The 13,315-nt window shown below is 67.4% G+C and carries 12 protein-coding genes; 7 read left to right on the top strand and 5 right to left on the bottom strand.

All coding sequences use genetic code 11. The annotated features are described in order from the left end of the window. Positions 1 to 6 precede the first annotated feature (6 nt). Positions 7 to 456, top strand: a complete 450-nt coding sequence (locus tag AE618_RS11435; RefSeq protein ID WP_054209200.1) for a hypothetical protein — start codon at positions 7 to 9, stop codon at positions 454 to 456. On the opposite strand, the gene hemA is transcribed toward AE618_RS11435, so the two are convergent. From hemA to AE618_RS11420, 3 genes are all read right to left on the bottom strand, one after another. Continuing rightward, complete coding sequence (gene hemA / locus AE618_RS11430) at positions 457 to 1,668, bottom strand: 5-aminolevulinate synthase (protein WP_054209199.1); 1,212 nt, start codon at positions 1,666 to 1,668, stop codon at positions 457 to 459. A gap of 88 nt (positions 1,669 to 1,756) precedes the next feature. After that, positions 1,757 to 3,016 (bottom strand): Zn-dependent hydrolase, encoded by a 1,260-nt coding sequence (locus tag AE618_RS11425; RefSeq protein WP_054209198.1) that lies wholly within the window; start codon positions 3,014 to 3,016, stop codon positions 1,757 to 1,759. Positions 3,017 to 3,066: 50 nt separating this feature from the next. Next, the gene (locus tag AE618_RS11420; protein ID WP_054209197.1) at positions 3,067 to 3,813 is read right to left on the bottom strand and encodes an SDR family NAD(P)-dependent oxidoreductase; all 747 of its coding nucleotides are present in this window, start codon (positions 3,811 to 3,813) and stop codon (positions 3,067 to 3,069) included. A 468-nt stretch (positions 3,814 to 4,281) separates the two neighbouring features. Here AE618_RS11420 and AE618_RS11415 point away from each other — a divergent pair, with 468 nt between their 5' ends. Continuing rightward, positions 4,282 to 5,085: a WecB/TagA/CpsF family glycosyltransferase gene (locus AE618_RS11415; protein ID WP_248310835.1), complete on the top strand. Its 804-nt coding sequence runs from the start codon at positions 4,282 to 4,284 to the stop codon at positions 5,083 to 5,085. A gap of 12 nt (positions 5,086 to 5,097) precedes the next feature. Here the strand turns inward: AE618_RS11415 and AE618_RS11410 are convergent, their stop codons facing one another. Next, on the bottom strand, positions 5,098 to 6,216 hold the full coding sequence (locus tag AE618_RS11410) for an AbrB family transcriptional regulator (protein ID WP_054209196.1): 1,119 nt from the start codon (positions 6,214 to 6,216) through the stop codon (positions 5,098 to 5,100). A gap of 344 nt (positions 6,217 to 6,560) precedes the next feature. Here AE618_RS11410 and AE618_RS11405 point away from each other — a divergent pair, with 344 nt between their 5' ends. The 5 genes from AE618_RS11405 to AE618_RS11385 all read left to right on the top strand — a co-directional run bounded on the left by AE618_RS11405 (position 6,561) and on the right by AE618_RS11385 (position 12,308). After that, positions 6,561 to 7,640: a DMT family transporter gene (locus AE618_RS11405; protein ID WP_054209195.1), complete on the top strand. Its 1,080-nt coding sequence runs from the start codon at positions 6,561 to 6,563 to the stop codon at positions 7,638 to 7,640. A 116-nt stretch (positions 7,641 to 7,756) separates the two neighbouring features. Continuing rightward, on the top strand, positions 7,757 to 8,800 hold the full coding sequence (locus AE618_RS11400; protein ID WP_054209194.1) for a GMP reductase: 1,044 nt from the start codon (positions 7,757 to 7,759) through the stop codon (positions 8,798 to 8,800). 99 nt (positions 8,801 to 8,899) lie between these two features. After that, on the top strand, positions 8,900 to 9,931 hold the full coding sequence (locus AE618_RS11395) for an amino acid ABC transporter substrate-binding protein (RefSeq protein WP_054209223.1): 1,032 nt from the start codon (positions 8,900 to 8,902) through the stop codon (positions 9,929 to 9,931). Between the two features lie 167 nt (positions 9,932 to 10,098). Next, on the top strand, positions 10,099 to 11,262 hold the full coding sequence (locus tag AE618_RS11390; protein WP_054209193.1) for an amino acid ABC transporter permease: 1,164 nt from the start codon (positions 10,099 to 10,101) through the stop codon (positions 11,260 to 11,262). Next, complete coding sequence (locus AE618_RS11385) at positions 11,259 to 12,308, top strand: amino acid ABC transporter permease (protein ID WP_054209192.1); 1,050 nt, start codon at positions 11,259 to 11,261, stop codon at positions 12,306 to 12,308. Before AE618_RS11390 ends, AE618_RS11385 begins: the two co-directional genes overlap by 4 nt. A 71-nt stretch (positions 12,309 to 12,379) precedes the next feature. Here the strand turns inward: AE618_RS11385 and AE618_RS11380 are convergent, their stop codons facing one another. Next, positions 12,380 to 12,940 (bottom strand): GcrA family cell cycle regulator, encoded by a 561-nt coding sequence (locus tag AE618_RS11380; protein WP_054209191.1) that lies wholly within the window; start codon positions 12,938 to 12,940, stop codon positions 12,380 to 12,382. Positions 12,941 to 13,315: the final 375 nt, after the last annotated feature.

Here is a 13,315-nt window from a genome sequence, read left to right as displayed (position 1 = left end):
GCCAACATGTTCAGGCTGAAGCCCGGTATCAAGAGCGACCCTGTGAAACGCTGGAATCTGCCAGAACGGATCTTCTTCGCCTGCGGGGCCTGCCATATCCTCGCCTATGCGTTTCTCGAAGCCTATCCGGACCGGAATTTCCGCGCCGTCTGGATCAGGCCCGAGGAGGGTTTCACGGGAAACCATGTCTTTGTCACGAATGGCGAGACGGCGTTCGACTTCCATGGCTATCGCTGCGAGCGGGCGCTGGTCGCGCATCACTGGACCAAGGGCCGGCTCTGGTGGCCCGGCTGGGACGGGACGCTGGTGCCGTTGCCGGAGGACGTTTTGATCTCCGAGGCGAAGTCGAAGACCTATGATGGGCTCTGGTTGCGCGAGCCGGGCCAATTTCTTCACGATGCGATGCCGCGCGCGCAGGCTTTCCTGGCGCGCTTCGGTCCGCCGCCAGCGAACTGATCACGCCGCGCGCTTCAGCCCCACCCGCCCCCAGATCGCGCTCAGCGCCGCCACCAGATGGTCGATGTCGGCGTCGGAATGCAGCGGCGAAGGCGTGATTCGCAGCCGTTCGGTGCCACGCGGCACGGTCGGGTAATTGATCGGCTGGACATAGATGGCGAAGCGGTCGAGCAGTTCGTCGCTCACCGTCTTGCACAGAGCAGCATCGCCGACCATCACCGGCACGATATGGCTGGGGTTGGGCAGATGCGGGATGCCGGCCTCGTCGAGCCTTCGGCGCAGCGTCGCGACTCGGTCCTGATGGCGCTCGCGCTCGATGTTGCTGCCCTTGAGGTGGCGAATCGCGGCGAGTGCGCCCGCCGCGACCGGCGGCGGCAGCGAGCTGGAGAAAATGAAGCCCGAGGCGAAGCTGCGGACATAGTCGCACAAGGCTGCCGAGCCGGCGATATAGCCGCCCATCACGCCGAAGGCCTTGGCCAACGTGCCCTCGATCACGGTCAGGCGCGAGGTCAGCCCGTCGCGTTCGCTGACGCCGCCGCCGCGCGGCCCGTAGAGGCCGACCGCGTGAACCTCGTCGATATAGGTCATCGCGCCGAATTCCTCGGCGATGTCGCAGAAGGTCTCGATCGGCGCGATGTCGCCATCCATCGAATAGACCGATTCGAAGGCGATCAGCTTCGTCCGGGCGGGATCGAGCGCGGCGAGCTTGCGCCTGAGATCGTCGGGGTCGTTATGGGCGAAGATGTGCCGCTCGGCCCGCGAATGGCGGATACCCTCGATCATCGAGGCGTGGTTGAGCGCATCCGTCAGCACGACGCAGCCCGGAATCCGCGAGGCGAGCGTGCCGAGCGAGGCCCAGTTCGACATGTAGCCGGAGTTGAACAGAAGCGCGGCTTCCTTGCCGTGCAGATCCGCGAGCTCCGCCTCCAGCAGCACATGGTAGTGGTTGGTGCCGCCGATGTTGCGGGTCCCGCCGGCGCCGGCGCCGCAGGAATCGAGCGCTTCATGCATCGCCGCGAGCACCGTCGGGTGCTGGCCCATGCCGAGATAGTCGTTCGAGCACCAGACGGTGATCTCGCGTGGGCCGCCTTCGCCATGATGGATCGCGCGCGGAAACCGGCCGGCCTGGCGTTCGAGATCGGCGAAGACGCGGTAGCGCCCCTCGCGGCGCAAGCCGTCGAGTTCGTTCCGGAAGAAAGTCTCGTGGTCCATCGCCAGCCTCCTGCGGCGTGCGCTTTCTAGGCTTAAGGCCTGACAGCGGAAATGGCACGCGGTGTCGCGGCACCCGCCGGGGTTGCGTTCAATCCTCGCGCCGAGCCAGTTCGACGATCGCCTCGAGCAGGACCCTGATAGCCGTCCCGGCATCCGCCTCGGTCATGTTTTCGAGAGGGGAATGGCTGACGCCCTTCTCGTTGCGCACGAAGAGCATGGCCGACGGGCACAGAGACGCCATCGCCATCGCATCATGGGCGGCGCCCGAAGGCAGGCGCCTTGCGGCGAGATTGCCGCCGGCGCGCGCCGCGCCCACGGCGAGCGCCTCCTGAAGGCCAGGATCCATCGGAACGGCAAGCGCGTTGGTATAGAACGCGATGTCGAGGGAGACGCCGCGCCGCGCCGCGATCTCGCCAAAACGGCTGCGGATCGCCAGATCCAGGCTGGCGAGCGTTTCGTTGGACGGGCTGCGGATATCGACGGTGAATTCGACCGCGCCCGGGACGACATTGGCGGCGCCGGGATCGACCCTGAAAGTCCCCACGGTGCCGACGGCCTGCTCGTGCCCGGCTGCAATGGACTCGAGCGCCAGCGCCATCTCCGCACTGGCGGTCAGCGCGTCCTTGCGCAGGGGCATCGGCACGGTTCCGGCATGGCCGGCTTCGCCGGTGACGCGCACGCGGGCGCGCCGCTGGGCGTTGATCGCGGTGACGATGCCGACGGCCTCCCCCTCGACCTCAAGCACCGGCCCCTGCTCGATATGGACTTCGAGATAGGCCTTCACCGACCCGGGCTTGCGCGCAAGCGCGGCGATGCCAGAAGGGTCGCCGCCAAAGGCGACGAGCGCGTCGGCCAGCCGTGTGCCCTCGGCGTCGCGCCCATCCAGCCAGTCCGGGTCGTAATGCCCGGCAAGCGCGGCCGAGGTCGACAGATGCGTCGGAAACCGGACATTCTCCTCGTCTCCGAAGGCAACCACCTCCAGCGCGAATGGCAAAACGATTCCAGCGTCGCGCAGGGCCTGCGCCGCCAGGATGCCGGCGACGACGCCGAGATTGCCGTCGAAGCGGCCGCCATCCTTCACCGTGTCGATATGCGAGCCGATGATCACGCAAGGGCCTCCCGGAACCGGGCCGTCCCGGCGCCCCTGCACCGAGCCGGCCGCGTCGATGAAGGCGCTCAAGCCTGCGACCTCCATCGCGCCCTTCGTCCATTCCGCCGCCTGCCGATGGGCCGGGGAGAGGTAGAGACGCGTCAGCTTTCCCGGCTCGTCGGTGAAGCGGTTGAGCCCCTGGAGCGCGGCGAAGGCGCGCGCACCAAGCACGGCGGCGGAAGGCAGGTTTGGGATCATGGCGCGTCTTTAAAAATGTCCGGCGTCGCGATCAAAGCCGGATCCGTGGCTCAATAGGTCGCCCGGCCGCCCGACAGGTCGAACACGCCGCCGGTGGTGAAGCTGTTCTCGGCCGAGGCGAGGAAGGCGACCATGGATGCGACTTCGTCGGGCAAAAGGAAGCGCCCGCGCGGGATCTTGGCCAGCATATAGCCGATATGCTCCTCGCTCATCTGGTCGAAGATGCGCGTGCGGGCGGCGGCGGGCGTGATGCAGTTGACTGCGATGTCCTGCGTCGCGAGCTCCTTGCCGAGCGATTTTGTGAGCGCAATCACGGCCGCCTTCGAGGCCGAATAGGCCGATGCGTTGGGGTTGCCCTCCTTGCCGGCGATCGAGGCAACCAGCACGAGCCGCCCGTAATTGCGCTTGATCATGCCGGGGATGACGGCCTGGCAGCAATGCAGCGTGCCGTCGACATTGAGGCGCATCACGCGCGCCCATTCGTCGAGCGGATATTCCCAGGTCTTGAGATTGGCGCCGGCGATGCCGGCGCTGGTGACGAGGATGTCGACGCTGCCCTGCTTCGCTTCCAGCGCATCGGCGGCGGCCTTTACAGCCGCCGCATCCGTCACGTCGATGCCGATCCCGGTCGCAGTCCCGCCGATCTCGGCGGCGGTCTTGGCGGCGAGGGCGCCATCCAGATCCCAGATCGCGACATGGGCGCCGCTGGCGGCGAAGCGTTCCGCCACGGCGCGCCCGATGCCCTGCGCGCCTCCGGTGATAATGGCGGTTCGTCCCTGAAGATCGATCTGGTTCATTGTCGGCCCCTGACTCGTTGGAGCGGCACCCTAGAGGGTCGTGGGCGTCCTGGACAAGGTTTGGACCTGCATGCCCTGCCGGCGTGGCCAGACGGAGGCTGGCCCGGTGGCCCTGCCACCTTTCGGCTTCGTTAAGACTTCGGCGCACCGCGACAGCGCGCGTTAACGATTTTGCCGATTGGCCGCGTCACCGATGGTGCCGCAATCCGTGCCGAAACGGCACAATCAGCGCCTTCGCGTGCCATCCTCCGACAGAAGCCGGACGGCTGCGCCGCTTGTTGCGACAGATGCGGTCCGTAACGAAACACCCTGTGTTTTCAGAGCTCTCGGCGATTAACTCGATCTCGCGCATTCCCTGAAGAACCCGTTCACCGTCCGCTCGGGTTCAGCTTGACCCTGCCGGCCGTTGGGTCATGACGTAATCGCCAATTCCACTGATCGCGCAACGCAACAGGATCGATCGACACCGTGCCTGCCAGCCTGACGATAGCCATCGCGAGACAGGGTGCTGCCCGGAGCCCAGGCGGCTTCGAGGTTCGCGACGTCGGCGGCGTCGGCATCGCGGTGCTGACGCAGGCTGCGGCGCTGGCCGAGCTCTCGGACGCCATGGCCACCGGCCGCCACGTCAAGCTCGCCTTCTGCAACGCCAATCTCGTCAATGTGGCGGCCCATGATGCCGCTTTGCTGCGCAGCCTCTCCAGCTTCCTGGTGCTGGCCGACGGCATCGGCGTCGATATCGGCGGCTGGCTGCTGCATGGCGCGCCCTTCCCGGCCAATCTCAACGGCACCGATTTCATCCCCGCCCTGTTTGCGACGGAAGCACGATCCTTGCGCGTGGGCTTGATCGGTGGCCGCCCCGGCGTCGCCGATCGCGCCGCCGAGCGCCTGGCGAGACAGTTCCCGCGTCACGCGTTCCGTGTCGTCAGCCATGGCTATTTCAGTTCGTCCGAGGAGGCGGGACTGCTGTCGGACCTGAAGGCTGCACCGCCCGACCTGCTGCTCGTCGCCTTCGGCAACCCGGTCCAGGAGAAATGGATCGCCGACAAGCTCGGTCCGCAGCACTGCGCGGTTGCCGCCGGTGTCGGCGCGCTGTTCGATTTCTTCGCCGGCGAGGTGCCGCGTGCGCCCGAAGCGATCCGCCGGACGAGGCTGGAATGGGTCTACCGGCTCTGGCTCGAGCCGCGCCGGCTCTGGCGCCGATACATCCTCGGCAATCCGGCCTTCCTGATGCGGCTGCTGCGGCAGCGCGCCTTCGGCCGATCGCGGGGCTGAGCGAGCCGGGGCTCACGCGTCCCGCTGCGTGTCGCCCGCTTTGCGGGGGCCGATCAGCACGCCGAAGAGCGGGCCAGCCGCGATCATCACCAGGAAGACGCGGATGATGTGGTGCGCCGCCACGAAGGCGACTTCCGTGTGCAGGGCCAGAGCGATCAGGCTCATCTCGGCGAGGCCGCCGGGCGAATAGGCCAGGATCAGCGCGACATGGCCATGCACCGAGACGGTAGCCACCAGCCAGGCAAAGCCGAGCGTCAGCGAGACCAGGATCACCGTCGAGCCGACGGACAAGGCGAGGATGCGCAGGATCAGGCGCGGCGCGGTGCCGACGAAGCGGCAGCCGATGGTGATGCCGAGGATGAGCTGGGCCGCGTTGACGATCTCGAAGGGCGGCACCGAATCGCTCAGGCCGCAGACATGGACCAGCGCGCTGACCAGCATCGGCCCGAGCAGGAACTTGGCCGGCAGCCGCAGCATCTGTCCGACGACGATGCCCAGCAGGCCGCAGGCGAGCAGGATCAGCTCGGCCAGCAGCGGCGTCTGCATGATCGACGGCCCCGCGACGCGGCTGCCGCTGACCGAGACGCCGCCGATCCACTGCACGATGAAGGGCAGCGTCATCACCACCAGGAGGATGCGGGCGGAGTGGATCAGCGCGATGATCCGCGCATCGCCACCCTTTTCCTCGCCGAGCGTGACCATCTCGAGCAATCCGCCCGGCATGCCGGCAAAAAAGGCCGTCACCGGATCGAAGCCTGCGAATTTCCGGAAATAGCCGACGCAGGCCAGGCCGCAGGCGCACATGAACACGACGAGGCCGATCAGCGTCGGCAGCCAGTTCGGCAGCTGCGCGACGACCTCGGGTTTGAACGAGGCGCCGAGCATGACGCCGATCACCATGGTCATCGGCGGCCGGATGACCGGGGGCGCCGCGACCGGCCAGCGCAGCAGCGCCGCCGTCGTGCAGACCACCATCGAGCCCAGCATCCAGGGCAGCGGCAGCTTGGCCTGGACGAAGAGCCAGCCGCCCAGGCCGCCGAGCAGCAGCGCCAGCATGAAGCGGCGATAGGGGAAGCGTGCCGGGGCGAGCGCCCGCACGCCATCGCCGAAATCGGAGAGAAGCTGCTTCATCCGCGCGTGCCGGCGCTCCAGCGGCCGCCACGCCACGGCGCGGCACAGGCAGGATGTCCTGCTTCGGCGGGGCGGGGATGGGAGATCGTCATGCCGTGGATTCGAGGCTCCGAGGTGCCGCGTTCTCCTAGACCGCATAAAGGGCACCGCGAAGCCCCCGGGAGGCATGCCGCGCCTGCCCTGCCGGCGCATCGCTGCGGCGCGACCCAGCCAGCACGACCCGGCAGGACAACCCGGCCATGCCCCGCGGCCTCTGGCGAAAGCGGCGCGTTTCGTCGATCACGTCAGTCGGGGACGAAACAAACGGGCCAGGCGTCACAGACGTCGGCGAATGGTCGAGGTCGATGAGCGAAGAACGGCAGACCGGGCGGCAGGGCCGTCCGGCCGACGCGGACGGAGCAGCCGAAACCGAGCCGCTGCCGCGCCGATCCGAACCTGACGAGGCGTTTGACCCCGGCGGGCGCTCCCAGCCGCCTGGGACGATCCCGACGGGTCTCTCGGACGACTATTCCGCTGCAGGTCGCCTGGGCTTTCGCGCCTGGTGGGCGAGCGCCAGCGCCAATCTGCGCGGCTCGGTCTACATGCTCTCGGCGCTCTTGGTCTATGCGGTGATGGTCGGCGCCATCAAGCATGTCGGCGGCGTCATCCCCTTGGTCCAGATCCTGCTGATCCGGCAGGTCGTCATGAGCCTGATAATCTTCGCCTTCGCGGGTGGCGGGCTGCGCCTGATGATGCGGACCAGGAGGCCGGGGCTGCAGATCGTCCGCAGCCTGCTCACACTGGCCGCCATGCTCTGCGGCTTTACGGCGGTGATCCAGATTCCGCTCGCCCAGGCCACCGCCATCGGCTTCAGCCAGGTCCTGTTCGTCACCATTGCCGCCGTCATCATTCTCAAGGAGGTGTTCGATGCGCGGCGCTGGGCCGCCACCGTCATCGGCTTCGTCGGCGTGCTGGTCATGCTGAAGCCGAGCGGGGAGGGGCTGGACGCCTTTGCGTTGCTGGCGGTCGTGGGCGCCGTGCTCAATGCCGGCATCACCGTCAGCGTGCGGATGCTGGCGTCAACCGAGCGCACGGACACGATCCTGATCTGGCAGGGCATGGTGATGATCGCTGCGCTCGCGCTGCCGACCTGGCTCTGGTGGGTCCCGCCCGATGCGGCGCAATGGTTCTGGCTGGTCGTGCTGAGCCTGTTTGGCACCGCCGGCCAATGGCTGATCACCCGCGCCTACCAGGTCGGTGAGGCGGCGGCTCTGGCGCCGCTCGATTTCAGCCGCCTGATCCTGGCGAGCTTCACCGGCTTCGTCTTCTTCGCCGAGATTCCGGCGCTGTCGACCTGGATCGGCGCGGGAATCGTCGTGGGTGCGACGCTCTACACCATCCGCAAGAACGCGCGCCCCTTCCCGCGCGAGCCGGCTTCGGTCTGATCGGTGCCGTACAGGCGATTGCCCTGCGCGACCGCCTGCGGTTATGAATCGGCGCACGCCGTCCTGGCCGTCCTCCGGACCGCGCGTGCTGCAGGCCAGCCGCGAAGGTTCAGATCATGCGCATCGAGAACGACCCCAAGCTCGATTTCCGCGACGTGCTGATCCGCCCGAAGCGCTCGACGCTGGGCAGCCGCTCCGAGGTCGACGTCCATCGCACGCTGCGCTTCGCCCATACCGGCAAGGATTGGACCGGCTTCCCGCTGATCGCGGCGAACATGGACGTGGTCGGCACGATGGCGATGGCGCGCGCCCTGCTGCGCCATGGCGCGATGGTGGCGCTGCACAAGCATTACGGGCCGGACGAGCTGATCGCCTTTTTCCGCGAGCCCGGCTCGGCCAACGCCTTCTATTCGCTGGGCACGACGCAGGCCGACCACGACAAGCTCGCTCGGGTCCATGCCCAGTCGCCGATCGCCAGGATCTGCCTCGACGTCGCCAACGGCTACACCGAGAAATTCGTCGACACGGTCAAGGCGACGCGGGCCGAGTATCCGGACGCCGCGATCATGGCCGGCAACGTCGTCACCGGCGACATGACCGAGGCGCTGATCCTGGCCGGGGCCGACATCGTCAAGGTCGGCATCGGGCCGGGCTCGGTCTGCACCACCCGCAAGATGACGGGCGTCGGCTATCCGCAGCTCTCGGCCATCATCGAATGCGCCGACGCAGCCCATGGCCTCAAGGGCCTGGTCTGCGGCGATGGCGGCGTCACCGTGCCGGGCGACCTCGCCAAGGGCTATGGCGCCGGCGCCGATTTCATGATGCTCGGCGGCATGCTCGCCGGCCACGACGAATGCGAGGGCGACATCCGCTACGAGGAGCGCGGCGGCGAACAGGTGCCGGTCGCGATGACCTTCTACGGCATGTCCTCGGACACGGCGATGAAGCGCTATTCCGGCGGCGTCGCGACATACCGGGCGTCCGAGGGCAAGACCGTCGAGGTGCCCTATCGCGGCCCTGTCGAGGGCACGATGCAGGAGCTGATGGGCGGGGTGCGCTCGGCCATGACCTATATCGGCGCGGTCCGGCTCAAGGAAATGCCCAAGCGCACCACCTTCATCATGGTCGGCAGCCAGCTGAACACCGTGTTCGGGAGTTGAAAAGCTGGAGCACCCCCCCGCTACCGCTCGCGGCGCGTCTGTTGCATAGTCGCGCCCTCAATGCAGAAAGCCGCTGACGGCTTCGGGGAGACGATGATGATGACGAAGAGACTTCTGGCGGCGACCGCCATCCTGGCCGCGAGCGCCTCGCTGGCGAGCGCCCAGCAACTGGCCCCGAGCCCGACGCTCGATGCGATCAAGGCGCGCGGCCATATCGAATGCGGCGTCCATCTCGGCCTGCCCGGCTTCTCCTTCGCCGACGACAAGGGCGAGTGGACCGGACTCGACGTCGACTACTGCAAGGCCCTCGCGGCGGCCGTTCTCGGCGACGCCAAGAAGGTCAAGTTCACCCCGACCTCGGTGCAGCAGCGCTGGCCGATCCTGCAATCGGGCCAGGTCGACCTGCTCTCGCGCAACTCGACCATCACCTTCTCGCGCAACGCCTCGCTCGGCCTGAACTTCCAGGGCATCAACTTCTACGAGGGCCAGACCTTCATCGTCCGCAAGGCGACCAACGCCAAGAGCGCGGCCGATCTCGACGGCGCCTCCGTCTGCGTCGCCGCTGGTTCGACCGAGGAGAAGAACGCTTCCGACTGGTTCCTGGAGCGCAACCTCAAGGTTACCATCACCAATTTCCAGAAGAACGACGACGCCATTGCCGCCTATGACGCCGGCCGCTGCGACGCCTACACCGCCGGCGTCGGCGCGCTGGCCGGCCAACGCGCCAAGCTCAAGGTCCCCGGCGACCACATCATCCTGACGCAGCCGATCTCGAACGATCCGCAGGGGCCGGTGACGCGCTGGGGCGACGAGCGCTGGCAGCTGATCGTCCGCTGGGTGCTGAATGGCACGATCGCCGCCGAGATGCTCGGCGTGACCTCCGCCAATGCCGACCAGATGAAGGCGAGCTCGAAGAACTCGGAAGTCCGCCGCCTGCTCGGCGCCGAGGGCAATTTCGGCGCCATGATGGGGCTGTCCAACGACTGGATGTACAACGCCATCAAGCAGGTCGGGAACTACGGCGAGAGCTTCGAGCGCACCGTCGGCATGGGCTCGGGCCTGAAGCTCGAGCGCGGCCAGAACCAGCTCTGGACCAAGGGCGGCCTGCTCTTCACCCCGCCCTTCCAGTGAGAGCGGCGGCAGCCTCCGTCTGAACGCGGAATCACGCGGTCATCCCGGACAAGCCGCGCAGCGGCGCCGATCCGGGATCCATGCCTGAACCGTTCCGGCATGGATCCCGGGTCTCCGCTTCGCTCCGCCCGGGATGACGGTGAAGCGGTTCCGCAGGAACGAAGCCTTTGCTGAACATCATTTCACTTCTCAACGACAAGCGCGTCCGCGACTGGTTCTACCAGATCGCGCTCGTGCTCGGCCTCGTCGGCCTGACCATCTTCTTCGTGCGCAACGCCTCGGAGAACATGGTCAAGGCCGGCATCGCCTCGGGCTTCGACTTCCTCTGGCGCAATTCCGGCATCGACGTGCCCTTCGTGCTGACCGACTACACAAGGGCCAGCACGGTCCTCGACCTGTTCTGGGCCGGCGTCGCTAACACCATGCTGGTCACCATCGTGTCGGTCGTGCTCGCCACCGCGCTCGGTTTCGTCGTCGGCATCGCCAGGCTGTCGTCGCACTGGCTGCTCTCGACCGTGGCCGGGGCCTATATCGAATTCGTCCGCAACATCCCGCTGCTGTTCTTCGTGCTGTTCTGGTATTTCGGCGTCATCGCCGCGCTGCCGGCGCCGCGCGACAGCGTCAGCGTCTTCGGCGTCGCCTTCCTGAACAACCGTGGCCTCACCATTCCGCTGCCGGATGCGCCCGCAAATTTCCGCTGGGCACTGGCCGCGATCCTGCTGTCATGGCTGGCGCAGGGGCTTGTCTCGCTCTGGGCCCGCCGCCGCAAGGACCGGACCGGGCAGGATGCGCCGATGCTGGCGATCGGCCTGGTGCTGATCGTTCTGGTGCCGGTGCTGGCCGTGACCTGGGCGAGCCTGGCGACGCGCTGGGATATCCCCGTCCTGCGCGGCTTCAACTATCGCGGCGGCTTCGTCGTCATCCCGGAATTCGTCGCGCTGTTGGCCGCGCTCGTCACCTATACCGCGGGCTTCATCGCCGAGATCGTCCGCGGCGGCATCCAGGCGGTGCCGCATGGCCAGATCGAGGCGGCCTCTGCGCTCGGCCTGCGGCCTGTCCGGACGCTGCGCCTCGTCACCATCCCGCAGGCGCTGCGCGTGATGATCCCGCCGCTGACGAACCAGTATCTCAACGTGCTCAAGAACTCGTCCTTCGGCGCGGCCATCGCCTATCCCGACGTGGTCAGCCTGTTCATGGGCTCTGCCCTCAACAACACCGGCCAGGCGATCGAGATCATCGCCATGACGCTGGCGGTCTATCTCGTCATCGGGCTGGCCGTGTCCGCCTTCATGAACTGGTACAACGCCAGGATCGCGCTGGTGACCCGATGAGCGCGGCGGCTCTCCCCCTCTGGCGCCAGCGCCTCTTCGCGACCCCCGCGGCCGGCCTCGTCACGCTGCTGCTCGCGGCCGCTTTGGCCTGGATCGCCATCCCGATCATCCGCTGGGCGCTGATCGACGCGACCTGGAGCGGTTCGACCCGGGCCGATTGTGCGGCCGGCGGCGCCTGCTGGGTCTTCGTCAAGGCCCGCTTCGGCCAGTTCATGTACGGGCTCTATCCGTCGGACCAGCGCTGGCGGGCCGACCTGACCGGTATCCTGTTCGCCCTCGCAGCGGCCGCCATCGTCTTCGCGCCGCCGCGGCTGCGGCTGAAGGCGGCCATCGCGGCGCTGATCGTCCTGCCGCCGCTCGGCATCTGGCTGCTGTCGGGCGGTTTCGGCCTGCGGCCGATCGAGACTCGCGAATGGGGCGGGCTGATGCTGACCCTGTTCATCTCGGTCTATGCCAGCCTGATCGCGATCCCGCTCGGCATCCTGCTCGCGCTCGGCCGCCAGTCGCAGCTCAAGGTCGTCAGGCTGATCAGCGTGCTGTTTATCGAGTTCTGGCGTGGTGTGCCGATCATCGCGGTGATCTTCCTGGCCTCGCTGCTTTTGCCGCTGATCCTGCCGGGCGGCATCGGCATCGACCGCCTGGCGCGCGCCGTCATCGGGCTCGGCCTCGTCATTGCCGCCTATATGGCGGAAGCCGTGCGTGGCGGCCTCCAGGCCCTGCCGCCGGGCCAACGCGAAGCGGCGACCGCGCTCGGACTGACCTATTGGAAGGCGACCGGGCTGATCATCCTGCCGCAGGCGCTGCGCATCTCGCTGCCGGCGATGACCAACGAATTCATCGCCCTGGTGAAGAACACCACGCTCGTCCTCGTCGTTTCGATCCTCGATCTGCTCGGCATCGCCCAGGCCTCGTTGGCCGACCCCGCCTGGGTCGGCATGAGCATGGAAGCCTATGTCTTCTCGGGGTCGATCTACTGGCTGATCTGCTTCGCGCTCTCGCGCTGGAGCCGCCATCTGGAGATGATGGGGCGGCGCCAGCACCGTTGAGCCGGCTGGCTGCCAATGAAAAAGCCGACCTCGCGGCCGGCTTTCTCCGAGATATCAGGGGCTCTGCACCTTCAGGCGCGCGCCACCTTGCCGCGGTCCCGGCGGCGGTCGGCGGCCGGCTGGTAGGCGATGCGGGCGTGGTAGCTGCAATAGGGCATGCCGGTTTGGGAGCGGCCGCCGCAAAAGCGGAATTCCGGCGTGGTCGGGTCGCCCATCGGCCAGCGGCACATATATTCGCGCAGGTCCATGATCGTGACCCGCTCGGAGAAGGGGATCACCACATCCTCGGAAGGAGCCGGCGCCTGCTCGGTCTCGGCTTCCACCTCGGCGGTATATTGCGGCGCCAGCGCATTGGCGCCGCGGGTCATTCCGCCCTGGCTGCCCTGGCTGTTCATCGGATGGCTGGGCGAGCGCGTCGGCGCCTTGCGCGGCGTCGCAGCCGTTCGGGGCGTGCTGGCGGCGGCCGGGTTCTTGGCGCGGCCGGACAAGCCGAGCCGGTGCACCTTTCCGATCACCGCGTTGCGCGTCACGCTGCCGAGTTCGGCCGCGATCTGGCTGGCGCTGAGACCGTCGCTCCAGAGCTTCTTCAAAAGCTCGACGCGCTCTTCCGTCCATGCTCCGGCTTCGTTCATCGGGCTCACCTGTCTTCTTCAGTCGCCTCCTATGGAGGCGGCCTGTGGGCGGATCATGGCGGAATCCGATACCGGCGGCGTCCGTCGCTAAACGGAAGCCGTTGCAGCCGAGACTGACGGTACTGGGGTCGCCGCACGAGATGTCGTATCTGACAAAGCCGACCATACAAGATGCCCGGACTCGGCCACAAGAGTCGGCGAATCGGAAATCGTTTTTTCCCCCAGGCAATCGATCGATCGCCGTCAAGCGAATCCTTTCGGCAACACTCTCGCAGCGGCAAGAGCGTCGGAACGGGGACGGCAGCGGTGCGGCGCGGAATTGACAGGAGCGGCGCCCTTTAGCATAGTTGCGAGGTGTTGCCGCCGCCCTCTTGG

The organism is Allobosea vaviloviae, from assembly GCF_001298265.1.
GTDB lineage: Bacteria > Pseudomonadota > Alphaproteobacteria > Rhizobiales > Beijerinckiaceae > Allobosea > Allobosea vaviloviae_B.
Note: the sequence above shows the minus strand (reverse complement) of the source record. Positions and strands in the feature narration are given on the sequence as shown.